Origin of the sequence: Vineibacter terrae (assembly GCF_008039615.1) — a bacterium.
Classification (GTDB): Bacteria; Pseudomonadota; Alphaproteobacteria; order Reyranellales; family Reyranellaceae; genus Vineibacter; species Vineibacter terrae.
The window spans coordinates 44,738-67,505 of record NZ_VDUZ01000032.1; the positions used below are offsets into that span (position 1 = coordinate 44,738).

General features: G+C 67.2%; 28 protein-coding genes. 25 read left to right on the top strand and 3 right to left on the bottom strand.

What is annotated here, in order from left to right; translation table 11 throughout:
* Positions 1-12 precede the first annotated feature (12 nt).
* From FHP25_RS25035 to FHP25_RS25075, 10 genes are all read left to right on the top strand, one after another.
* Positions 13-1,353: a S49 family peptidase gene (locus FHP25_RS25035; protein WP_147849710.1), complete on the top strand. Its 1,341-nt coding sequence runs from the start codon at positions 13-15 to the stop codon at positions 1,351-1,353.
* Between the two features lie 31 nt (positions 1,354-1,384).
* Positions 1,385-2,035: a head decoration protein gene (locus tag FHP25_RS25040; RefSeq protein ID WP_147849711.1), complete on the top strand. Its 651-nt coding sequence runs from the start codon at positions 1,385-1,387 to the stop codon at positions 2,033-2,035.
* A 98-nt stretch (positions 2,036-2,133) separates the two neighbouring features.
* Positions 2,134-3,144 (top strand): major capsid protein, encoded by a 1,011-nt coding sequence (locus FHP25_RS25045; RefSeq protein ID WP_147849712.1) that lies wholly within the window; start codon positions 2,134-2,136, stop codon positions 3,142-3,144.
* Between the two features lie 6 nt (positions 3,145-3,150).
* Positions 3,151-3,459, top strand: coding sequence for a head-tail joining protein (locus FHP25_RS25050; RefSeq protein WP_147849713.1), 309 nt, complete (start codon positions 3,151-3,153; stop codon positions 3,457-3,459).
* A 1-nt stretch (position 3,460) separates the two neighbouring features.
* The gene (locus FHP25_RS25055; protein ID WP_147849714.1) at positions 3,461-3,907 is read left to right on the top strand and encodes a hypothetical protein; all 447 of its coding nucleotides are present in this window, start codon (positions 3,461-3,463) and stop codon (positions 3,905-3,907) included.
* 18 nt (positions 3,908-3,925) lie between these two features.
* The gene (locus tag FHP25_RS25060; protein WP_147849715.1) at positions 3,926-4,156 is read left to right on the top strand and encodes a hypothetical protein; all 231 of its coding nucleotides are present in this window, start codon (positions 3,926-3,928) and stop codon (positions 4,154-4,156) included.
* Between the two features lie 2 nt (positions 4,157-4,158).
* Positions 4,159-5,547: a hypothetical protein gene (locus tag FHP25_RS25065; protein ID WP_147849716.1), complete on the top strand. Its 1,389-nt coding sequence runs from the start codon at positions 4,159-4,161 to the stop codon at positions 5,545-5,547.
* A 6-nt stretch (positions 5,548-5,553) separates the two neighbouring features.
* Positions 5,554-6,354, top strand: coding sequence for a hypothetical protein (locus FHP25_RS25070; protein ID WP_147849717.1), 801 nt, complete (start codon positions 5,554-5,556; stop codon positions 6,352-6,354).
* A gap of 137 nt (positions 6,355-6,491) precedes the next feature.
* On the top strand, positions 6,492-6,632 hold the full coding sequence (locus FHP25_RS40915; protein ID WP_178133769.1) for a hypothetical protein: 141 nt from the start codon (positions 6,492-6,494) through the stop codon (positions 6,630-6,632).
* A 13-nt stretch (positions 6,633-6,645) separates the two neighbouring features.
* Entirely contained in the window at positions 6,646-7,356 is a 711-nt protein-coding gene (locus tag FHP25_RS25075; protein ID WP_147849718.1) for a DUF6441 family protein, read from the top strand.
* Here the strand turns inward: FHP25_RS25075 and FHP25_RS25080 are convergent.
* Entirely contained in the window at positions 7,307-7,570 is a 264-nt protein-coding gene (locus tag FHP25_RS25080; RefSeq protein ID WP_147849719.1) for a hypothetical protein, read from the bottom strand. The genes FHP25_RS25075 and FHP25_RS25080 overlap by 50 nt on opposite strands.
* 80 nt (positions 7,571-7,650) lie before the next feature.
* Between FHP25_RS25080 and FHP25_RS25085 the strand changes: the two genes are divergently transcribed.
* From FHP25_RS25085 to FHP25_RS25135, 11 genes are read left to right on the top strand one after another with little or no spacing between them, the layout of a single operon-like run.
* Complete coding sequence (locus FHP25_RS25085) at positions 7,651-11,760, top strand: phage tail tape measure protein (RefSeq protein WP_147849720.1); 4,110 nt, start codon at positions 7,651-7,653, stop codon at positions 11,758-11,760.
* The gene (locus tag FHP25_RS25090; RefSeq protein WP_147849721.1) at positions 11,760-13,454 is read left to right on the top strand and encodes a hypothetical protein; all 1,695 of its coding nucleotides are present in this window, start codon (positions 11,760-11,762) and stop codon (positions 13,452-13,454) included. The genes FHP25_RS25085 and FHP25_RS25090 overlap by 1 nt, the downstream gene beginning before the upstream one ends.
* Before the next feature lies 1 nt (position 13,455).
* Entirely contained in the window at positions 13,456-14,247 is a 792-nt protein-coding gene (locus tag FHP25_RS25095) for a hypothetical protein (RefSeq protein ID WP_147849722.1), read from the top strand.
* 1 nt (position 14,248) lies between these two features.
* Positions 14,249-14,470 (top strand): hypothetical protein, encoded by a 222-nt coding sequence (locus FHP25_RS25100; protein WP_147849723.1) that lies wholly within the window; start codon positions 14,249-14,251, stop codon positions 14,468-14,470.
* A 6-nt stretch (positions 14,471-14,476) separates the two neighbouring features.
* Positions 14,477-15,322 carry a hypothetical protein gene (locus tag FHP25_RS25105; protein WP_147849724.1) on the top strand — a complete coding sequence of 282 codons (846 nt, stop codon included), beginning with the start codon at positions 14,477-14,479 and terminating at the stop codon, positions 15,320-15,322.
* Position 15,323: 1 nt separating this feature from the next.
* Positions 15,324-15,527 (top strand): nitrile hydratase subunit alpha, encoded by a 204-nt coding sequence (locus FHP25_RS25110; RefSeq protein ID WP_147849725.1) that lies wholly within the window; start codon positions 15,324-15,326, stop codon positions 15,525-15,527.
* Between the two features lie 2 nt (positions 15,528-15,529).
* Positions 15,530-15,898, top strand: a complete 369-nt coding sequence (locus tag FHP25_RS25115; protein ID WP_147849726.1) for a hypothetical protein — start codon at positions 15,530-15,532, stop codon at positions 15,896-15,898.
* Positions 15,895-16,161 carry a hypothetical protein gene (locus tag FHP25_RS25120; RefSeq protein ID WP_147849727.1) on the top strand — a complete coding sequence of 89 codons (267 nt, stop codon included), beginning with the start codon at positions 15,895-15,897 and terminating at the stop codon, positions 16,159-16,161. Before FHP25_RS25115 ends, FHP25_RS25120 begins: the two co-directional genes overlap by 4 nt.
* Positions 16,162-16,193: 32 nt before the next feature.
* Complete coding sequence (locus FHP25_RS25125; RefSeq protein WP_178133770.1) at positions 16,194-17,180, top strand: peptidoglycan-binding protein; 987 nt, start codon at positions 16,194-16,196, stop codon at positions 17,178-17,180.
* A gap of 12 nt (positions 17,181-17,192) precedes the next feature.
* Positions 17,193-17,390, top strand: coding sequence for a hypothetical protein (locus FHP25_RS25130; RefSeq protein ID WP_147849729.1), 198 nt, complete (start codon positions 17,193-17,195; stop codon positions 17,388-17,390).
* Between the two features lie 10 nt (positions 17,391-17,400).
* The gene (locus FHP25_RS25135; protein ID WP_147849730.1) at positions 17,401-17,652 is read left to right on the top strand and encodes a hypothetical protein; all 252 of its coding nucleotides are present in this window, start codon (positions 17,401-17,403) and stop codon (positions 17,650-17,652) included.
* Between the two features lie 189 nt (positions 17,653-17,841).
* Here FHP25_RS25135 and FHP25_RS25140 read toward each other — a convergent pair whose 3' ends face one another.
* Positions 17,842-18,321, bottom strand: coding sequence for a hypothetical protein (locus FHP25_RS25140; protein WP_147849731.1), 480 nt, complete (start codon positions 18,319-18,321; stop codon positions 17,842-17,844).
* Between the two features lie 780 nt (positions 18,322-19,101).
* Between FHP25_RS25140 and FHP25_RS25145 the strand changes: the two genes are divergently transcribed.
* From FHP25_RS25145 to FHP25_RS25160, 4 genes are all read left to right on the top strand, one after another.
* Positions 19,102-19,557, top strand: coding sequence for a hypothetical protein (locus FHP25_RS25145; protein ID WP_147849732.1), 456 nt, complete (start codon positions 19,102-19,104; stop codon positions 19,555-19,557).
* Positions 19,530-20,255 (top strand): SOS response-associated peptidase, encoded by a 726-nt coding sequence (locus FHP25_RS25150; RefSeq protein WP_147849733.1) that lies wholly within the window; start codon positions 19,530-19,532, stop codon positions 20,253-20,255. The genes FHP25_RS25145 and FHP25_RS25150 overlap by 28 nt, the downstream gene beginning before the upstream one ends.
* 12 nt (positions 20,256-20,267) lie before the next feature.
* A complete protein-coding gene (locus tag FHP25_RS25155; protein WP_147849734.1) occupies positions 20,268-20,768 on the top strand; it encodes a hypothetical protein in 501 nt (166 codons plus the stop codon).
* A 130-nt stretch (positions 20,769-20,898) separates the two neighbouring features.
* Complete coding sequence (locus FHP25_RS25160; RefSeq protein WP_147849735.1) at positions 20,899-21,663, top strand: hypothetical protein; 765 nt, start codon at positions 20,899-20,901, stop codon at positions 21,661-21,663.
* On the opposite strand, the gene ligD is transcribed toward FHP25_RS25160, so the two are convergent.
* Positions 21,660-22,742, bottom strand: coding sequence for a non-homologous end-joining DNA ligase (gene ligD / locus FHP25_RS25165; protein ID WP_147849736.1), 1,083 nt, complete (start codon positions 22,740-22,742; stop codon positions 21,660-21,662). The two genes, FHP25_RS25160 and ligD, sit on opposite strands and share 4 nt — an antisense overlap.
* Positions 22,743-22,768 lie beyond the last annotated feature (26 nt).

The window sequence follows — 22,768 nt, forward strand, 5'->3', positions numbered from 1 at the left end:
AGGACACGACCAATGCAGCGCTTCGCGTATCCGCGCGTGGCGGCGCGGCTCTTCGGCCGGCCGCTTGCGATCGACCCGCCACGGCTGAAGGCGATCATGGATGCGCTAGGTGAGCGCATTGTCATCGGCGCCTTTGATGATGACGATGGCGAAGCACTGCCTTCGCGTGCCGACATCATGGCACGTCGTCTGGGCGCAATCGCCGGCGGCAAGATGGTGCAGGTCGCCGACGGCATGGGGGAGTACTGCCTGACGCCGGGCGGCGTCGCCGTCATCCCCGTGGTGGGCCCGCTGGCGCAGCGCTTCGATTGGCTGGCGGCAGTATGCGGCTTCGCGACGTACGAAGGCCTTGGCGCGACGCTTGACGCTGTTGTGCAGGATGGCGCGGTGCGCGCGATCCTCTTCGATGGCGACACGCCAGGCGGCGAGGCCATGGGGATGTTCGACCTGGCCGACAAGGTCATGGCGGCACGTGCCGTCAAGCCGGTCTGGGCCTGCGCCAATGGCCTGGCCGCCTCGGCCGGGTACGGGGTCCTTGGCTCGGCCGGCCGCCTGACCCTGCCGCGGATGGGCTATGTCGGGTCGATCGGCATGCTCGCCATCCATGTCGACCGGTCTGGGGAGGATGAGCAGCGCGGCCTGAAATACAGCGCGATCTACAGCGGCAAGCGCAAGATCGATGGCTGGGATCATGCGCCGCTGACCAAGGACGCGCGCACGCGCCTCCAGGAGGACATCGACGACGGTCGGCGCATGTTCGCCGATCTTGTCGCGCGCCAGGGCCGCATCGATCAGAAGGCGGCGTTGGATACCGAGGCGGACTTGTTCCGCGACGCCGAGGCGGTGGATCTCGGCCTGGCGGACTACGTGATGAGCTTCGACGACACGCTTGCGGAGCTCGAGGAAGTGGCGGCCGGCCGGCCGGCCAACGCGGCCGTGCGTTACGCGGCCAGGAAGACCGGAGAACCGGACATGACGAAGAAGGCGACGGCCGGCGAGGACCCGGCCGTGAATGAGGACAAGCAGCCGGCACCGCCGCCGGCCGATACGAAATCCGAAGGCGCACCTGCGCCGGCCGAGCCTGCCAAGGACCAGGCGACGGCAGCGGCCGCCCAGGCCGAGGCGTCGCGAACCAAGACGATCGTCGAGCTGTGCGCGCTTGCCGGTCTGCCGGCGATGGCGCTGGGCTTTATCAACGCGAAAGCCAGCGTCGACGACGTGCGGGCCAAGCTGGCCAAGGCCAAGGCCGACGCCGTGGACCGCAACCCGGTCGACGGCACGCCGCCGCAATCGTCCGCGCCGGTCATCGACGTCGCCGCGCTCTACGCCCAGCGCAACGCGGCGCGCGGCTGACATCGTCCCCACGGACACAGGAGAGAACATCATGGTCGAGAAGACCGAGGGCAAGTATGCCGGCGAGGCCATCGTCAGCGAGGCCAACGGCGCGCGTTCGCGTGATGCCATCGTCGTGGTCAGCGGCTCGGGGATCCTGTCTGCGATGACGGTCCTGGGCCGCACGCTCGTTGGCGCCGCCGGCGCCGCGGTGGCGTTCGCCGGCAATGTCGGCAACGGTGCCATGGGCGCCATCACCGTCGGCGGTGCCGCCAAGCTCGGGGTGTACAAGCTGGTCATCACCGAGCCCGCCACCAATGCCGGATCCTTCATCGTCGAGGATCCTGACGGCAAGTTCGTCGGCCGCGGCAACGTGGCAGCCGCGTTCAACGGGGGCGGCTTGTCGTTCACTCTGGCCGACGGTGCGACGGACTTCGTCGCCGGCGACGGCTTCAATATCACCGTGTCCGGCGGAACGGTAAAGCACACGGATTTCGACGCGACGGCCACGGACGGCAGCCAGGTCGCCGTCGGCATTCTCTATGACGGGGTCGATGCGACCGCGGCCGACGTCCGGGCCGTTGCGTTCTCGCGCGACTGCGAGGTGAACAAGGCCGAGCTGGTCTTCACCGGCGCGCCGGACGCCGGCCAGAAGGCGCAGGCCTACGCCGACCTGGCCCGCGCCGGCATCATCGCGCGCTGATCGCAGCGCGCCCCTCCAATCCATCTCCGCGTCCGATCGGCGCGGCCCATTGAGCGACCCGCCGGGATAGCGCCGGCCGGGCGAAGGAGAGTTTCACCATGTTGGACGTGTTCAAGGGGACCGGCTTCGATGTCCTCTCGTTGACCGCCGCGGTCAACAAGCTGCCCTACGTACCGGGCCGCCTGGGCCAGCTCGGCCTGTTCAATGAGTCGGGAATTTCGACGACCGTGGTTGCCATCGAGGAGCTTAACGGCGTCCTCACCCTGGTCGCAGCGACACCGCGCGGCGGCCCCGGTCAGCAGAACATCGCCGAGAAGCGCACCATGCGCATGCTGAAGGTGCCGCACATCCAGCTCGACGACACGATCAATGCCGATGAGGTGCAGAACGTGCGTGCCTTCGGCAGCAACGACCAGCTGCTCGGGGTCGGCCAGGCCATTACCAGCCGCATGGGCCGGATGACCCCGAAGATCGATGCGACCCTGGAATTCCACCGGATCGGTGCGATCAAGGGCATCGTCATGGACGCAGACGGCATCACGCCGCTCTACAACCTGTTCACAGAGTTCAACGTCGCCCAGGAAGCTGAGGTCGACTTCGATCTCGACAATGCCAATCCGGCATCCGGCGCGGTGCGCACGAAGTGCACGGCGGTCGTCCGGCTGATCACGGACAACCTGCTCGGCGGCACGACCTTCCAGCGCATCCACGCCATGTGCGGGGATACCTTCTGGGACCAGCTGATCGCCCACAAGGAAGTGCGGGAAACCTACCTCAATCAGCAGGAGGCCGCGCAGCTGCGCCAGGGTGTCGCCTACGAGACGCTGAACTACGGCGGCATCACGTTCGAGAACTACCGGGGCAAGGTCGGGTCGATCAACTTCATCGATCCGACGAACGCCCATTTCTTCCCGGTGGGTGCGCCTGGGCTGTTCGATCACTTCAACGCACCGGCCGACCTGTTGGAGACGGTGAACACCGTGGGCCTGCCCCGCTATGCGCGGGTCTACCCGGACCAGAACGGCAAGCAGGCCCACCTCGAGGTGCAGGCGAACCCCATCCTGCTCTGCACCCAGCCCAAGGTGCTGATCAAGGCGCGGAACACCTGATCCATCATGTCGGTCGACCTCTCCATCGTCGACGATGCCTGCGCCGAGGCTTTCGGCGAGGCCGTCACGATCCCGTCGCTGTCGCCCGATCCCGTCGTCGCGATCGTGCGGCGCGGGACGCGGCGCGACGTGCTGGGCTCGGGCGCCGGTGACTTCGCCTCGCCGGCGTGGGTGATGGAGATCCGGAAGTCCGTATGGCCGTCGCCGGCGAAGGGTTCGGCGGTCACACTGGTCGACGGCGATTTCGTGGTCGGGGCCAGGCCCGACCAGGACGATGCCGGCACCGCCTGGATCATCGACCTGAAGAAGCTCTGACATGCCGCTCGCCGTCCGCGAACAGATCCTCGCCGCGCTGCTCGCGCGCCTCGGCGCCCGCCTGGCGCCGGCGGGTGACGGCCAGGCCGCCGTGCCGCTGCGCCGCAACCCGGGCGACTCGCAGACAGAGCGGACCGCCGTCGACCAGTACGACGGCGGCCATGAGGCGGCGTACGCGAGCGACACGGCCCAGAGCCTCTACAGCTTGGCCGTCGAGCTCGAGCTCTTCGCCCCGGACGGGACGCAGCTCAACGAAATCTATGCCCGGGTGCGCGACGCGATCGACGACGACGTCACCTTCGGCGGGCTGGCCCAGGACGCCCGGGAGCGCGGCCTTGGCGCGCTGGTCCCGGGCACCGTGCCGGGGCATCCCGACGTCATCGGCGCGGTCCTGACCGTCGACATCGAGTTCTTCACGCTCGACCGCAGCGTGAGATCACAACTTTAGCAGCCAAGAGGAAATCCGATGCGAGTCCAGGTCCTGACGCCGTGGTGGCGCGACGGCGTCGATCAACCGGTCGGCTCCTTCGTCGAGGTCGACGAGCCGCTCGTGCGCGCCCTGAAGGGCACGCTGAGTCAGGAAGACATCCCGAATGCCCCCGGAGAGAGCGAACGATCCCCCGCCGGCGATCCGGCCGGCGGGGGCGGCGATGTCGCGGCCGGGGCCGACGCGAACGCCGTTCGCGAGGAGGTTTGAGCATGGCCAAGCGCAGTCGTTTCGCGGCGATCCTCGCCAAGCAGGAGTCGGTGCCCGGCACCTTCGTGGCGCCCAGCACCACGACGGACGGCATCCTGGTCGAGCGGCCGACGCTGCGGATCAACAACCAGGTGGTCGACACGGCCGAGGTATCGGGCTCGCTCGACTCCCTGGCGCCGATCGTGGGCGGGGCGCAGTGCGAGATCTCGTTCCCGCTCTACGTCAAGGGTTCGGGCGTTCCCGGCGTCGCCCCGGAATGGGGCAAGGTGGCCAAGGCCTGCGGCCTGGCCGAGGTGGTCACGCTGCAGACGATCACCGGCAGCACGATCGCCTTGTCGACCGCCACCCGCATCACCGATTCGGGCGCCGGTCTGGCGGGGCTCACGGTCGGCACGCCGTTCCATCTCGTGACGGCGGCGGGCCAGAAGGGCGAGGGGATCGTCACGGTTTCGGCCGCCGGCCAGATCGACTTCACGCGGCTGGATGCAGGTCCTGCGTTCGCCGCCGAGGTGGCGGGCGCGACCTTCACGATCCGCTACGGCGTGGCGGCCGTGGCCGCGACCGCCGGCAGCGTGACCGGGCTGACCGCCCAGGCGCCCTGGGGCAACACGGCGCAGCAATACCGGGGCATGCCCGTGCTGCTTTCGGGCAACCCGGCGGCGCCGGAGTATGTCGTGGCCAGCGACTACAGCGCCGCGCGCGTGGCCGCCATCACCAAGACCATGGGATCGGCGCTCGACGTCACGACCAAGGCCGGGATCGCGGCCAACGTGCGCTATCAGCCGACATCGGCGGATGCGCCGGCCCATTCGTGGGAGATGTACCGCGACGGCCTGCGCTGGCGCTTTCGCGGCGGCGTCGGCGACCTCTCCATCGAGCAGACCGCCGCGAACGTGTGGCGCTTCAACGTGCGTATCACCGCCCTGTTCGAGGGGCGTGCCGACGCCGCCATGCCGACGCCGACCTACGACGCGACACGGGCCGGCGTGTGGCGCGCGTCGCGCTTCGCGATCGACCGGCTGCCGACCGGCATCTCGCGCATGACCGTGGCGCTCAACAACCAGCTGGCGTACCCGGACGATCCGAACGATACCGAGGGCTTCGGGCCGCCGCAGATCGTCGATCGCAACATCCGCTTCACGGCGAACCCGCTGGCGACATCGGTGGCGACCCGCGACCTGATGTCGAAGCTGCGCGGCGGCCAGGACATCATGGTCGATGCCCAGCTGCTGGGCGCCGGCGCCAGCAAACCCGGCAACCGCGCCGCCCTCACCATGCCGGCCGTCACCTTGACCGCCAACGACGACGGCGATTCGAATGGCTTCGTGAGCGAGGAATTGCAGGGCAAGCCCTCGGAGCGCGACGCCGGCTTCATGCTCACCCTCTGGTAGGATCCGATGTCCGCTCCCGTATCGACGAAGCTCGCGCTGACCTTCACGCCGCCCGGCGCGACTGGCGATCCGCCACCGGTCTACCTCTACCGGCCGCCCACCGAGCGGCAGCGCGAGCAGTGGCGCGCGCGCGTCACCTCGATCGCCGGCGCCACGATGTCGCCGGCGCGGTTGCGCGAGGTCGCCAAGGCCGGCATCGACGCGCTGTGCGATGATGCCGAGGACCGCGCCGCGCTGCTCGGCCTGATCGATGCCGCGCAGCGGGCCGATGATGCCGGCCGTGATATCGCCACCCGCGCCGCGCTGGTCGCGGTCGGGCGCGCGGCGGCCGCGGAGGATGATCCGGCGGCCGCGCTGCTCGATGCCGAGCTCGCCGGTCTGCAGGCGGAGGCGGCCGCGGCCGCGCTGTCGCCGCGGCAGGCGGACCAGCTCGAGCAGCTCGACGCGATGCTGCGGCGCCTGCACCCGCCCTACGCCCGCGAGCTGGAGCGCCGCATGCTGTGGGCGAGCCTCTCGCCGCGCGTCGCCTGCAGCCTGTTCCTGACCGGCTGGCGCGACGTGATCGGTCGCGACGGCCAGCGCGTGCCGTTCAAGCGTGTCGGCGGCGAGGTGCCCGACGAGCTGATCGACCGGCTGCCGACCGATCATGCCGCCATCGTCGGCGCGCAGATCCTGACCGCGATCTTCCCCACGGGAGAAGACGCAAAAAAGCCCGCCTCGCCGTCTGGATCGCCAGGCGTCGCGACGAGTTCTTCGACGACAACGGAGATCCCGTCGAGCGCACAGACGGCGGCGACGGCTGGCTGATCGGGCCGGACGACGGTCCGGCATTCTACCGCACCAACCCGGCGCTCGACCTCGATCCGGTCTGGCGCCGGATCTTCGATCTCTACGCCACCGCGCGGCCGCAGCCCGGCATCCTGCCCCTGCCCAGGGGGCAGGGCATGCCGCCGCTGCTGCTGCCGCTGCCGGCACCGCCGGGCCCGCTGCCCGAGGCTGGCGGCCTGCTCGACCAGGGCGCCTGGCTGATGGCGATCTTCGACCTGATGCAGGCGGAAGACGCGCGCCTGGCAAAACGGACGTGACGGAGCCCCGCCGGTGAAGTTCAACTTCGACTTTCCGGCCGGCGAGCTGCAGAAGGCACAGGTCGAGTCGAAGAGCGCCGCGGCGCAGCGGGTGACGGCGGCCACGCGCAAGGCGGCCGACGATCTGCAGCGCGTGTTGCGCGACCAGGTGCGCAGCGCCGGGCTGGGCCCCGGCCTCGAGAAGGCGTGGCGCGTCGAGCACTGGCCCAAGGGCGACAAAGCCTCGCTGCATCCGGCGGCGTTGGTCTGGTCGAAAGCGACGGCGCTGCACCGTGCCTTCGGCCAGGGCGCGACCATCACTGCCCGCGTCGGGCAATGGCTCGTGATCCCGCTGCCCGAGGCGATCGCCCGCGGCTGGGACCGCGCCCTGGTCGACCGCAAGCTTGGCGCCCTGAGCGGCGCCGCCATGCCGAGGCGCTTCGCGCAGACACGGCTCGCGGCGCGCGCGCTGGGCGAGCTGCGGTTTGTCGCGATCAATAACGGCAAGGCGCTGCTCGTCGCGAACCCGCCGAAGCGCGGCCGCGGCCGCGTCAAGCACAGCACCGATCCCGGCCGCAAGGACATCGCCATGCCGGCCGGCGAGCGGGGCATCCCTCTGTTCGTGCTGGTGCGGCAGACGCGCGTCGCGAAGCTGCTCGACTTCTCCGGCGCCGCGAAGTCCGCCGGCACGTCGTTCAACGCGTTGCTCCGGGCAACCGTGAATGCAGGTCAGCAAGGATCGTGACTGTCCTGGCCAACTGGTCTTCGAGCTTGCTGACACGTCCCTGCAGCCGCTCCGCGTGCTCGATCATTGGCGCGACGGTCGTCATCAAGCTCAGGAGCGCGCTGCGCATCTGTTCTGGTGTCAACGTTTCCCGCTCTTCAATGACCTCGCGGGCGATGGATACGGCTGCGCTCGCGGTCGTGAGGGTGGACCGCAGTTTGTCGTCGGCAGTCATGTCGTCTCCTTTGGGATGCGCCCGCGGACATATGCCTGTTTGAACCTCTTGATGTCGAGGCGATGAAAATGGGTGGATCGATGATTTCCGCTCGCTTCGGCGTCGAGGGCGATGAGGCCGTCGAAAAGGCGCTGAAGAAGATCGAGGACGGTTCGCGGGCCGCGGCACAGGGTTTCAAGGAGGCTGGCGACGCCGGCACGGCGAGCGCCGATCAGATCACGCGGGCGCTCAAGACCGTCGAGGAGGGTGAGCGCCAGCTCGCGGCCGCCTTCAAGGATGCGCTCGAGTCGGGCCGCACCACCGCCGACCAGATGCGAACCGCGCTGGAGGATCTCGGCGGCAAGGCCGGCGCCGCTAGCGGGCAGATCGGCGACGCGGCGCGGCGCGCCAATTCGGCGCTCGGGGAACTGAACCTCGGCGCGGTCACGGCTGGCAGCACGATCGGCAACGTGCTGGGCGAGGCCGTGACGCGTGCGGCTGGGGCGATCGTCGACCTCGGCAAGAGCGTGTTCGCGGCCTACGGCCAGATGAAGGACCTGGCCGAGCAGACGGGCCTCACCATCGCCCAGATCCAGGCTTGGCGGCAGGTGGTGGCCAAGAGCGGCGAGGACGTCGACATCCTCAACCGGGTCATGGTCGTCGCCAGCCGCAATATCGGCTTGGTGGCCGAAGGCAACCAGCGGCTGACGGCTGTCCTGGACCGCCTCGGCGTCGGCGTGCTGAGGGCGGACGGCAGCCTGCGCGATTTCAACGGCATCGTGCGCGATATCATCGACGCCATGGCGCGCCTCGATGACCAGGCGACGCGCAATGCGCTGGGTGCGCAGTTCTTCGGCACGGGGTGGATCAAGCTTGCCGACGCGTTCAAGGACGGCGTCAAGGATGTCGACGCTGCCACGGATGCACTCGTTCGGCATCGTGCACTGATCGACGAGGGCGCGCGCGAGAAGATTGAGGCGCTGACAAAAGTCGTCAACAGCTCCAGCGAGGCGTGGAAGGGGCTAGCTCTCAACATCGTTGCGGGCGCGTCGCCAGCGCTGATCCAGGTGGCCAAGGATGCGGAAGGGGCGACAACCAGCTTCTCGAAATTTCTTGAGGTTGTGTCCAAGTGGGGTGGAGGTCTACCCAGCCTGTCGGGCGTGCTGGGATTTCAGTTCGGTCTCTCGCTCACGTCGCCGCAGTACGGGCCGCCGACGCCCACTGGGTCGCAGGCATCGCCACGCACGCGCGAAGCGCAGCTCGAGGCTGAGCTGGTCGCTTCGCTCAAGCATCACGGTGGAGAGACGATCGATTCGGCGCGCATTCGTGCCGCGCTGAATAAGGTCCGTGACGAAATTCTCCGTGTTGCATCGGATGAAGTGTCCGAGGCGTTGTCGGTCCACTTTTACGACAATTCGCCTGGCACAAGTCGCGGCTACTTCAATCCTGGCAAGTCTGAACCCTATGGCCCGCCGCTGCCGCCAGGCTGGGGCAAGCGCGGCGGTGGTGGTGGCGGTTCGGTCGATCAGACGGCGAAGGAATACGAGCGGGCAAAGGAGGCGCTCGACAAGTACCTGGACTCGCTGGCGCGCGAATCGGACCTCAGCGATGAGAGCGCGCGCGAACGCGCCGGCCATGTCGCCGAGCTGAAGGCCGAGGAGCTGGCACGCGCCAAGGTCCTGCGCATGACCGAGGATCAGATCCAGGCGGTCGGCGAGGAGGCGAAGGCGCGGGCGCTGGCGGCGTACGACTCAAAGAAGGCGCAGGAGGATCAGCGGCGCGCGTCTGAGCAGGCGCAGCGCGAGATGGAGCGGATGGCCGAGCGCGAGGCGCAGCTGCTGCAGCAGCCGGCCGAGCAGGCGATCCGCAACGTCTATTCGCTGACCACCGACATCTTCAAGGACGCGATGTCGGGCAACCTGGACAGCTGGGAGGACTTCTGGAAGCGGGCCAAGGATATCGGGCGGCAGTATCTCGCTGAGCTGGCGACGCTGCTCGTGATCCGCCCGCTCATCCAGCCGCTGATCAGTGTCGCGGGCCTCGGCGGCCTGGTGCCCGGCGGCATGGGCGGCGGTGCCGCTGGTGGTGTGGGCGGCGGCATCGGGTCGATCGGCGCCGGCGTGCCGTACCCGTCGGCCGGCGCATCGCTCGGCGGTGGCGGTCTGCTCGGGGGTATGCCCGGCGGCGGCCTGTTTGGCGGCAGTGGTGATCTGTTCGGCCTCGGCGGCTTCCTGCGCACACCGTTGTTCGGTGGCTCGCTGGGATCGGTGGCGTCGTTCGAAGGTGTCATCCCCGGCATGACCGGGGCGGAAGCCTACAACTATATCTCCGGTCTTCCGGGGCAGAGCGCTGGTTTGACGGTCGGCGGTGCGCTCGCCGGCATCGGCTCGATCGGCCTCGGCGCGTACAGCTTGAGCCAGGGCAACACGATCGGCGGCATCTCGGGTATCCTCGGCGGCGGCCTCGGGCTCCTCGGCGCGGCGGTGCCGGCGCTGGGCTTCCTCGGTCCCGTGGGGATGGGGATCGGGCTGATCGGCGGGTTGCTGGGCGGCCTGCTGGGCAAGAAGCCCAAGACGCCACAGGAGGTCACCAACATCAGCTTCGCCGGCGGCGCCATGTCGTCGGCCATGGCGATGAGCCGCGGCCGCTCGCTGGGCACCACCGGCCAGGCGGCGTCGGGCTTCACCGATGCGTTCGGCGAGCTGCTGTCCGGCTACGGCCTGTCGCTGGGGCCAGGGGCGATCGGCGGCTACATCCTCAACTCGGTGGGAAAAAACACCGGCAACCAGTTCATCGTCGGGCTGGGTGACTATAACCGCGATCCGCGCGAGAGCCGGGCCGGCCTGCGCTCGCCCGAGGAGGCGATCGGCGTGCTGGCCGGCCTGCTGCTGCGCGAGAACGCGCGCGGCGGCACGCTCGGCGGCGCCGGCTTCACGCCGACGGTGTCGCAGATCGTCCAGAACACCGACCTCGACTCGCTGGATGCGATCAAGGCGGCGCTTGATTTCGCGCCGGTGTTCGACGACCTGCAGAAGGGCACGCAGAACGTCACGGCGATGGACCGGGCGCTGCGCGAGCTCGACAAGCAGTACGATGCCGTCGCCGCGCAGACGCGGCAGTACGGCCTCGATGTCGGCCTGGTCGAGAAGCGCCGCCAGGAAGCGATCGCCCAGCTCGCCATTGACGCCAATGCCGATTATCGCCGCCGCGAGATCGGCCTGACGCCGGGTGGCCAGCTGCGGCTGGCGCTGGAGGATAACGCCAAGGGCCGCGAGCAGGCGCTGAAGGAGGCGGCGACGCTCAACGCGGTGAGCGGCGTGCTGGTCGATATCAACCAGATCGAGCGCACCTTCGCGGCCGAGCGCAAGGCGATCATCGACCAGGCGCTGGGCACGACGCTTCAGGACCTGGCGCGCGGCACGGACACCATCACCGCAGCCGAGCTCGCCGTGCGCGGCCTCAACCAGCAATTCGATAACCTGGCCGGCCTGGCTGAGGCGGCGGGCGGGAATGTCGGCCTCGTGCGCATCCGGGCGCAGGAGGCGATCAACAAGCTGGCAACCGATGTCAATGCCGACTATCGCCGCCGCTCGCTGCTGATGACGCCGGAAGGGCAGCTGCAGGTCGCGCTCGAGGATCTCGAGGTCGAGCGCAAGGCGGCGATCGCCAACGCGCAGTACCTCAACCAGACGGTGACAGGCGCGCTCGCCGACATCGACCAGATCGAGGCCTACTACGCCGCCCGCCGCGTGCGCATCGTCGAGGACTCGAACGCCGCCATGGCGCAGTCGATGCAGGGGCTGCGGGACGTCTACAACAACATCCTGTACGGCTCGCTGAGCGGCGTCAGCCCGGGCGCGGCGGCGAGCGGTTCGCAGGCGACCTACATGGCCACGCTGGCACAGGCCCGCGGTGGCGACCGCACGGCGCTGCAGCGCCTGGGCAGCGATGCCAGCGCGTATATCACTGCGCTGGCGGGCGCGTACGGTCACGGCGAGCGCTTCGGTGCCGGCCGTGAGCAGGTCCTTGCCGACCTGGCGTCATTCCTCGGGACCCAGCCGGCCAACACCGCCGGCGGCGGGAACGCCGATCTCAGCGAAGCGGCCCGCGTCATCGCCCAGCAGTCCGAGCTCATCGACCAGCTCACCGCCCAGGTCGAGGTGCTGACAGACCAGATGGCGTTGTTCCTCGCGCAACAGAGACGGTCCTGATGACGATCCAGCTCATGTACCCGCCCTATCCGGCGGGCACGATCGACTATCCCGGCGGGACGCTGGAGGTCCAGGTCAACGAGGTCGTGACGTATCAGGACTTCTCGCCGGCGGACAACCAGGCGCTGCTGATGATCGCCTATCCGTGGGACCCGGTGTCCGGCGCGCCGGCGATCGTGCCGGCGTCGACGCACGGCTACAACTCGTTCGCCCGGAACGTCGATGATCCTCTGATCTTCCTCCCTGCGACGCATTTCCCGCCGCTGCTCGCGGAGGGTTTCAACTTCGAGGACCAGCTGTTCGACGGTATCGATCCGGCCTCGGGCGCGAGCGAGTCGGGCACCGGCTTCGGTGACATCACCCTCTCCGATCCCGGCGGCGAGCTCGACGATGCCATCACGCGATATGCGTGGGACGGCCGCAGCATTTCGATCTTCCGCCCGGATTTCACGCGCATCGCGGCGCTGGGTTGCGACAAGGTGCTGTTCTCGGACGAAGAGAAGCGGCTCAAGGTCAAGCACCGCCAAGGCAGGCTGTACGAGACGCCGCTGCTGGGGCGCTATGACGGCAGCGGCGGGCTGGGTGGCGACGCGGCGCTGAAGGGGCAGCCGATACCGCAGGCCTACGGCCGCGTGTTCAACGTCGAGCCGCGGCTGATCAATGCGGAAAAGCTGATCTACCAGTGGCACGACCGCCAGGTGAAGGCCGTCACGTCGATCCGCGACGGCGTTTCGGAGTACACGCTGACGGGCGGCAATTTCGACACATACGCCGACCTGGATGCCCTGGCGTCGGTCCCGGTAGGCCAGGCCGTCAAGGGCAGCGCCGACGGCTGCTTCCGCCTGGGGTCGGCGCCGGCATTGAGCTTGCGGCTCGATGGCTGGGGTGATGACGAGAACCTGCTGCTGCACGGCATCTCGAGCATGGTGCAGTTCTACCAGGAGACGCGGGCCAACATCCTGCGCCGCATCGCGGTGTCCCGGGGACCTGACCCCGTGAAGGACTCCAGCACCCTGGCGATCGCGGCCGACGTCGACAACGCAGCCTTCTTCCGGATGAACGTGCTGCAGCCGGGGCCGGTGGGCTTCTATTTCGACAGCGATATCTCCATCGGGGCGGCGTGCGACAGGATCATGGCCGGCTGCCTTGGATGGTGGCGCATCGGGCTCAACGCCAAGTTGACGGTGAACCAGCTCGACAGGCAGACGCGGGCCGACTTCGTCATCGACCACCCGGCCGATACGAAGGGCACGCCCGAGATGATGGCCTGGTCGCCGCCGCGCTGGAAAACGCGGGTCGGCTGGCGGCACAACTGGGCGCCGCAGCTCAAGAGCGAGCTCGGCGCGGCGACGGCGAGCCAGCAGCTTCTGTACGGCGAAGAATGGACATACGTCCAGGCGCAGGACGATGCCGTGCAGCTGCTGCATGCCCAGGCGCCGGATGTGCCGATCGCCGGCGAGTACGCGCTGGAGGGCGACGCGGTCGCCGAGGCCGTCCGGCAGCAGGCGCTGCTCGGCGTCGATCGCCAGCGCTGGCGCATCCCCGTGCGGCTCGATCCGTTCGCCGACGTGCTCGGCCGCGTCTGCCAAGTGCGGGGCTACACCCGCTATGGGCTGGAGGCGCGCCTGATGACGGTGGTGCGCGTCGAAGCGGTGGCCGGCCTCAACTACGTCACGCTGGACCTGTGGGGCTGACATGGCGCGTGCGCTCTTCCTGTCACCGCGGTCGATCGGCGAGGCGACGCTCACCGCGTCGTCCGAGGCGTTTCCCGTCGGCAACCTGAAGCTGGCGGCGCAACCCTCGAAGGTCTGGCGCTCGGCGACGTCGAACCCCTGGGTCGTCATCGACATGGGCGCTGCCGTCGCCGTCGACACGCTGGCGATGGTGGGCGTGACGTTCGGCGGGGGCGACTTCTGGCAGCTGCGCGGGGCCTCGTCACAGGCCAACCTCACGGCCGCGCCGGGCTACGATTCGACGAGCGTGTCGGTGTGGCCGGTGACGGGCAAGCCGGCCGATGCCGGCTGGCTGCAGCACACATGCCTGCTGCGGTTGCCGTCGGTCCAGACCTTCCGGTGGTGGCGCATCGATTTCGCCGGCACCCTCGTGCAGGCCGGCGTGCTGCTGCTGGACAAGGCGATCACGCCGTCCGTGAACTTCTCGCGCGGCTGGGAACTCGGCGACGAGCCCGCCGACAGGGTCGTGCCGACGCCGTACGGACGCACCCTGGTCGAGCCGCGCGACAACCCGCGGGTCAAGTCGCTGCCCTGGAACCTGCTGACCGAGGCCGATGCGATGGCGGCCGGCGGCATGGGCGACCTGCTGCGCGAGCGCGGCACGGCGAAACCGTTCCTGCTGTGCCTGGACCCCGAGGCCACGACCTACCTGCACCAGTACACAATCTACGGCCTGCGCGTCGGCCAGCGCCGCCTGGCGAGCCCCTTCCGCCGCCGTCATTCGACCACCCTCCAGATCCGCGAGCTGCTCTGACATGAAGGAAATCTGGCTGACGCTCTGGGTGCTGTCCGGAGCGTTCGAGGCGCCCGATGGCGCGCCCGTGTTGGTGCACGAGGTTTTCACCGAGCGCGCCGACTGCGAGGCGCGGCGCCGCCTGATCGCGCCACAACTGCGCTGCGTGGCCGAGCCGTGGGCGCCGCGCGACGTGTGGCCGCGGCCGCTCGAGCGTCGTGGCCCGCAGCAGGTCACGAGGTAGTCCGCCATGGCCGAGCAGAGCGACGATTTCGTGCTGCAGCAGTCGACCACCACGGGGCTTGGTGACTACATCATCCCGTCGGCGGTATCTGGTTTCCGCACCTTCCTGGCTGTGTTCGGCAACGGCGGCGTTGCCGAGTATGTCGCGAGGCTGCCCGACTACTCGAAATGGGAGCACGGGTGGGGCGTCGTTTCCAACGCTAGCGGCGGGCGGATCACCCGCAACCTGCTGCGCTCGAGCACGGGCTCGCTGATCGACTGGCAGGCGGGCGACGCCATGCGCGTGGTCCACACCATCACCTCGGCCGATCGCCTGTGGCAGCTGCGGCGCAAGCATTACGGCTCCACCGAGCCGCCCTTGAAGCAGAAGGGCATGGACTGGCTGGACAGCACCGGCGCGCCGACCGGCACGGCGCACAAGCTGTGGGATGGGACGCAGTGGATCACGGTCGGCACGCTGAACGAGACGACGCACAAGTACCTGCGAAACCTCACCGATGATTTTCCGGCATGGACTGCCTATACGCCGGTCGTCACATCTTCCGTCGGCAGTTTTACATCGGTGTCGGCCAGCGGCTCCTACATACAGAGGGGCAAGCTCGTTGCGTTTCGAACGATCGTCACGATCACGACGAACGGGACGGCAGCTGGCGGTGTAGAGCTTACCCATCCGGTCGCGCCGATCGGGCCGCAGCAGAATTGTTCAGCGCACGCCAATGGACCAAGCAACTTCACGTGCTGGGCATCTATTCTGGCGTCGCCGGCGAAGCTCATTCTCCTGAAATACGATGGCACCTATCCAGGTGCCAGCGGCATGAGCCTGTACGCCAATGGCGTCTATGAGGCCGCGTGACATGACCCGCCTTGTGAAGGTCGTAGATGGCAAGTTGGTCGAGATGACCGAGGAAGAGGAAGCGCGGTCGCGCGCCGAGAATGCCTGTGTGCAGATGAAGACGGTCAAGGCGTTGACTGATCTGCTGGTCGCCAAAGGGATCATCACCCAAACCGAGGTCGACGCGGCCTTGAAAACTCAATCCGTAGGCGTCGTCAGGGGGTAGGCATGGACATCGGTGAGGTCGTTGGAGCGCTCGGCGTCAAGCTGTCGACGGCGCTGGCCGGCCTGGCCGGCGGCGTGGCACGCGTCGTGTTCATGAGCCAGGCCAACGCCATGAGCTGGAAGCGCGGCATGAGCCTGATCGCGCTGGGCGCGATCAGCGCGAGCTACCTGACGCCGCTGGTTGGGCTGGTGATCACGGTGGCGCCGGATGGCGCGCTCGATCGCGCCCTGGCTTTCGTCATCGGTCTGCTGTCGATGACGCTGATCGAGCTGGTGCTGCGGCTGGCCGACTGGTTCCGCGAGGATCCGCGGCGGGTGCTCGACTTCCTGCGGCCGGGCAGCACGCGTCCACCGACGGGAGGCCAGTCATGATGGACGCAGGGCTGTGGGCACTGTGGGTCGCCAACGCGGTGACATCGCTGGCGATCGCAGTCTGTGCGCTGTGGTACCTCCTTGAGAAGGCGCGCGGCCACCCGCTGTGGCTGCGCCTCTGCCTCTATGGCGCCGTCGTTGGCGGCCTCTTCAACATCATCGCCTGGCCCTATGACATCGAGCTCGGTCAGGTTGCCATCAATGCCGGCTTCGCCGGCACCATGATCTACCGCCTGCGCCGCCGCCGACTACTGGCGCGCTGACTGGCACCCATCATCGGAGCTTCACCATGCTTGTGACCCGCGAGCAGCTCGCGGCAATCATGCCGCGCGCCCATGCGACCGGTCGTGCCGAGCTTTGGCTGCCGTCGCTCAATGCCCAGATGCCGGCCTACCGCATCGATCGGGAACGCCGCATCGAGATGTTCCTGGCGACGATCGCTGAGGAAACCGGCGAGCTGCAGGTGCAGGCGGAGAACCTGAGCTATACAGGCGAACGGCTTTACGAGCTGTTCGCTGGCACGTTTCGCGATCTGGCCCAGGCCCGCGCGGTCGCGGCCCAAGGGCCGGAAGCCATCGCGAACTGGATCTATGCCGATGCGCGGCGATCGCCGGGTTTTCGTCTGGGCAACAACGCGCCGGACGATGGTTGGCGCTACCGCGGCCGTGGGCCCATGCAGCTCACGGGAAAGGCCAATTACTTCCGCTTTTTTGCTGCTGTCGGCATGCCGCTGGACACCGATCCGGACTACCTGCTGACGCCCGAAGGCGGTGCCCAGAGCGCAGCGCACTTCTGGGCTGCGAACGGCTGCAATGAGATCGCGGACAGCGGCGACTTCACGGCCTTGACCAGGAGAGTCAACGGCGGGCTGATCAATCTCGCTACGCGCCAGTATTACTGGGATCGCGCCCAGGCCGCGATCGGCGAGACGCCGATGCCAGAGGGCGAGGTGCCGCCGCGGCAGGCGCAGCCGCGCCTGCTGCTCGAGGGAACCACTGGCGACGACGTGCGGGCGTTGCAGGCAACGCTGAACCGTACCAGCGGCGCACCAGGCCTCGTCGAGGATGGCCACTTCGGACCGGCCACTGGGGGCGCGGTAAAGGTCTTCCAGGCTCGTGCCGGCTTGCATGTCGACGGCCTGGTCGGCCCGCTCACGCGCGCGGCGTTGGTGGCAGCGGCCGTGCCCGATAGGGCGCCGCCGGCGATGCCGACTTCCAGCGCGACACCAGCACCACGCGACTTCTGGGCCCAGCTCGGCGAGCTGCTGCGCCGTGTCTTCTGAGGAGAGGACATCATGGGCATGCCACGCGTCGAGGCCTTCGGCTGGCCAGCCTACGTCATTCTGTGGGGCTTCGGCGTCGTGGCGCTGGTCGTGCCGCCGATCCTCTTGGCGACCATTGCAGCGGCCATGGGCGCCCCGTGGCTTACGGCCTACGGCATCGTGCAGGCCGCCTGGGCGATCGTATTCGCCCGCTGGCTGACCGGGCAATGAGGAGACTTCCATGGTGGTGGTTTCAGGGCTGCTCGCGGCTATTCGGACGCCGGCGGCGAGGTACTTAGGCGCCGTGCTGCTGGCCGTTCTGCTGGTCGGCGGTGCCTACGTGAAGGGCCGGGTCGACGGGGTGGCCATCGAGCGCGGCCGCGTCTCGGCCGAGATCGAGAAAGCCCGCAAGGAGCGGATCCATGCCGAAGATCGCAATCGCTCTCTGTCTGATGACGAGTTGTTTGATCGGTTGCTCCCCGGCCGTCGTTGACACCTTCTGCACGCGCGGCCGGCAGATCATCGTGACGGTCGAGCAGGTGGCCGACATGCGGACCAGGGCGCAGCTCTACAGGTCGTTGGCCGAGCAGATCGTCACGAACAACGATCTGTATGCCGAGCGGTGCGAGTAGGGGGCACCAGCCAGGAGCATCATCATCAAGGCGGTGGCGTCGGGAATGAGCTAGAGCTGGACCACACAATTAACCATGAAGGCAAAACTTTTCATGATCTGGATCCCGCCGTAGCGCCCGTAACCGTGCGCAATTTCTACTTGCTGCGGATAAGTCCATCGACCTTCCACAGTACAGATGAGCCCAGTCTGTGCCGTCAAACCCGATTCCAATAGTTCCTTCAGTGGATTGAGTGGACCAAGATCCGGTCCAAGGTGTTGCAGCATTTCGAGCTGACGACGGGGATCATAGTCGAAGTCCGAAAAGATGGTCGCGATGGATTTCTCGGCAAACCTGAGACGCAAGGAGATGTCTCCCAACTTCGACTTGAAGTAGAGGGACCGCCCTTCCGCACCTATCTCGATATCCTCCCATTTCGGGTGGGCGACCCAATCGTTGTCGCGCATCTCAAAGGCAGTCCGCCCAGATGAATCGCGTATCGTGAAATTGAACATATCTCGACCGCGTTCGTCTTGTGTGAGCCAGATCACCGGCTCTCCTCCGAGGTGTAACCAAGTACCGCAGTTCCAGCCCAAGGTTTTCCCAACGACCACAAAGGACCTTTCCCGCTTCCATTCGACTGTTGCACGAACAGTCTCGGACTTTGATCCCGATGCTTTCCAAGCCCTCAAATCTTCGACGCTATATGCGGCCGAGCGGCCGTGGTGATTTGCACATAGCGCTATCATGCCCTCGGGGCGATGGTGCTGCTCGACATGCCATGGTGGGTCGAAATGGTGATACTCGAGATATGGTTCGGAACAGTCCGGATGAGCGCACACAAAGCCTGCTTCTCTTCGAAGCTGTCGCCGAACCCGTGCGGGCGGTAGCCTGGATGTTGTCCCGTCACTCATTGGAACCCCTTATGTTGAATTCTGCGCGCACGTAGTCGACAAGCTTTTCGAACGTGAGGCTCATGTCCCTACCCAAGTTTGCATTTCGTTTTACTTTTCTCGCGTCGGCTATGTGGGCATTCGAAATCAGGACTGCAATCTTTACGTTACCCCCGTCTTTGTCGTTTGTAATCGCAACTGGCTGAAAAGCTTGGTTCAGCTAGATCTGCCAGACTGGGGTCCCGTTGGTTGGTGCACGCATTATCATATTGAAAATACGTGGATATTTTCTGCTCGTTGGATACTGGAACTGCGCGGGCAATCGATATCTTGGGGCGACATAGCCGCCTATACGCCAAGTCTTGTCCGATTCGACAGAGTGCGTTGTTCCTATTATGTTCTCGCCATTGAGCCACCGCGAGGAGCACGGACGAAGCCATGGAACGGACCTGCCGCTGCCAGCTAGAGATCCACCGCTTCGGGTGGTCGAATTGGGCCAGCTTCTATGAGGGCCTGACAAAAGCTGCCGATCGGCTCGCACCCGGCCGACACGTCATGTGGACGCCCCCAGATCCGCCCGATCGGCTCGCGATCGGGTTCTTCGAGTATGCCGATTGCGAGGCCTTCGAGCGCTGGCTGATGGACTACGTGGCCGATAAGGATGACGTCGAGCTGTACGAGGCCGTCGTCGACGTTCCCGAGGCGATCGCCGGCGATGTCGATCGTGTCGTGGCGCTGAGGGAGATCGCGCGATCGATCACGCTCAACCGCTACCAGATGACGGGCGAGGGTGTGCAGCTCGCATTCGGATTCGCCGAGACACTGGACGCTGAGAGCTTTCGCCGGCGCCTCGAGGAGATCACGCTGTGTGCGGCAGATACACCCACGCACTGACCTGGTCGGACATCGTCCGGCTCTACGAATTGACGCTGCCCGAGGTCGGGCCGCGTGAGCATCGGCAGACGTGGAACGCGGCGCCGACGCAGCCGCTGCCGATCATCCGGCCGATCGAGGGCGGCGGACGCGAGCTGATCATCGCGGGCTGGGGGTTGATCCCGGGCTGGCTGAAGAACCTCGACGAGAAGGCCGTCAGCACGATCAATGCGCGCGCCGAGTCGGTACGCGACAAGCCGACTTTCCGCCAGTCATTCGAGCGCAGGCGCTGCCTGGTGCCGGCGACGGGATGGTATGAATGGCAGAAGGTGGGCCCGAAGAAGCGCCCGATCTACATGCGCGCCACGGCCGAGCCCTTCGCGTTTGCGGGCATCTGGGATCGCTGGGCCGGCAACGGCGGCCCAGGCTTCATCAGCTACGCGATCGTCACCACTGATGCCGCGCCCAGCGTCAGCGCCTATCACCATCGCATGCCCGTCGTGCTCGAGGCGGCCCAGTTTGATCAGTGGATGCGCGGCACGCCCGACGAGGCCGCTGCGCTCATGCGCCCGTACGCCGGCGCGCTCGAGGCCTGGGAAGTATCGGCGCGCGTCAACGGGCCGAAGCTCAATGATCCCGACCTGATGCGGCCGGTGGACGCGGCTGCGGCCGCGGCGCCGGTGCGTCCGCCCACCGGCATGACAGGCACGCTGCTGTAGTCACCATGGCCGATGTCCGATGATCGCTCGCGCCCGATCGGCGAGCTGGCCAGGCGCGGCGCCAGGCTGCGCATCAAATGCGCCTGTGGCCGCGAATCGGAGTTTGATCCGGCCGAGCTGCCACTGCGCTATGCGCTCAAGCGCCTATCGGCCGTCGCGTTCCGCTGCCGCGCCTGCAGCCGCCGGCAGCCGGCGTCGATCGAGGTCGTGTACCCGGATCTGCGCCAGGAGGCGCATCGCACGCTGCGGCGGGTCAAGACGGGCGTGCGAGACTACTACGCAGACGGGACGTACCTCTCGTGCCGCTGCCATCATTGCCATCGCACGGCCGATGTCGTGTTCACCGTCGGCGAGATCGAGCGGCAGCTGAACAAGGTCAACCCGACGGTGCGCGAGGCGGCGGCCAGGCTGAAGTGCCCGAGCTGCTACCGGCCGGTGTTCGTCAGCGTAGCCCAGGAGCCTCGGCGTGAGGTGCGTCCACGCGATCGCTGGGCCGGTAAGATACTGGACTGAGCCAATGCGAACGCCGTTCGCTCGCGGCCTAGGGGTTGGAGCATTTGCGGTAGGTCGTGTTACGGTGATCCTCTGCTAGTAGGGATCATCCGGTCAAATGGCTCAGAACCCGCTTGATGAGTTTCGGTCGATGGCCAAGGCTCAGCATGAGCAAGAGTGCCATCGCACTGTCGTTTCCGCCGTCAACGACGTTATACCAGTGTTCGTGAAGGCGGGTGCTTACGGGGGATCGCGGACACATTTGACCTTGGCGGAGCACTATGCGGACGGACTCGGTCGGTTCAAGGCTTTCCTGCTGGAAAAATGGCAGGCATACCTAAAACCCCGTGTTCCGCTGCTGACCGCTGAGCAGCAGGATGCGGTCAAGGCGGCCGTGGTCGCCGCATTCAACGCCGCTCTAGCTGATTTTTCCGATGCGCTGCTGAACCTCTCCCCTAAGCCCGAATACCATCGCCCGTTTCGCGACACAGCGGCGCGGTTGCTGGCCGGGCTGGAAGCCGAGATCGGGATCGACATGAGCACGCCACCATCAGGACCGACGGTTCATCAGACCGTCACCAATACTACCCACGGCAACAACAGCCCCATCAATTCCGGGTCTGGAACGCAGATGCAGGCGGTTCACACCAATGCATCGCCCACAGACCTTGCCGTGGCGCTCGGCCTATTGATTGCCCAGATCAGGGCGGCGCAGGCCGCTGGCACTCCGGCCCTGGATGATGCGCTGAGGGCTGTTGAGGACGCGAAGAAAGAAGCAGAGGAAGCCGAACCGAGGTTTGGAAGAATTGGGATCCTCTTGCGCGGCGCAAAACCTTTCCTGGAGACGATCGCGCTGACGAAGCCAGCATTTGAGGCCGTGGTCGCGATCGCCGCTGCCATAGGATTCCACATCTAGCCAGAACGCATCCTTGCGCTCCGGGGCGTGGCCGGCTTGCGCCTCGGCCGAGCCGGCACTTCAGCGCGGACCTCGCGCGCCGGCTTGTCCTCGCGGATTCCGCGATAGCTCGGGTGGCGCACCAGGCCGTCGGCCGTGAGCTCGGTGAAGGCAACCTGCACAACCAGGCGCGGCTCGATCCATGTCGCCTTGCGTCGGACCTCGGCCGGGAGCACGCCCGTCACCGGCGGCGTGGCCCGCTCGAGCGACCGGAACATCGCACGCAGGCGCGAACGCTCGGCATCGGAGAAGCCCGTGCCAACGTGGCCTGAATAGCGCAGGCCGTCTTTGTCGTGCAGCGCCAGGATCAATGAGGCAAAGGGCAGGCGTGCGTCGGACCGCATGAAGCCGGCCACGACGAATTCCTGTTCCTGCACGCACTTGATCTTCAGCCAGTCCTTGCTGCGGCCGGAGGCATAGGGCTTGTCGCCGCGCTTGGCGACGATGCCCTCATAGCCGCGTCGGCAGAGCGAGCTGTGCAGCCTAGCGCCACCCTTGTCGAGGTGCGCGCTGTAGATCAGCGACGCGGGCGCGCCGTCGAGCAGCTCGGCCAGGCGCGCCTTGCGCTCGACAAGCGGCCGGCGGCGCAGATCCTCGCCGTCGCAACGGAGCAGGTCGAAGGCACAGAAGGCGATGTTGGCGCCGCCGCGTTTTAGCGCGTCCTGCAGGCCAGCGAAGCTGGTGCGGCCATCGGCATCGAACACCGCCATCTCGCCATCGAGGAGGGCGTCGCGCAGCTTCAGCGCCGCGATCGCGAGCGCGGCCGCGGGGTAGCGACCGGTCCAGTCCAGGCCGGTTCGGCTGTAGCAGCGGACCGCGGGGCCATCGGCGGCCACGAGCGTGCGATAGCCGTCATACTTGATCTCATACACCCAGGCCTTGCCGGCCGGGACATCGTCGACGAGCGTCGCCAGCTGGGGCTCGATGAAGGCGGGGACCGCGCGCGGCTTGTTAAGCGCCATGGAACTAATGGAACAGCTCCGGCGGCCCGGCTTCGATCCGCTCGGCCATGTGGCGGAGATGCTCGGCGGCGCTGTCAAGCCCCATGCCTTCAAGCAGGTGTGCG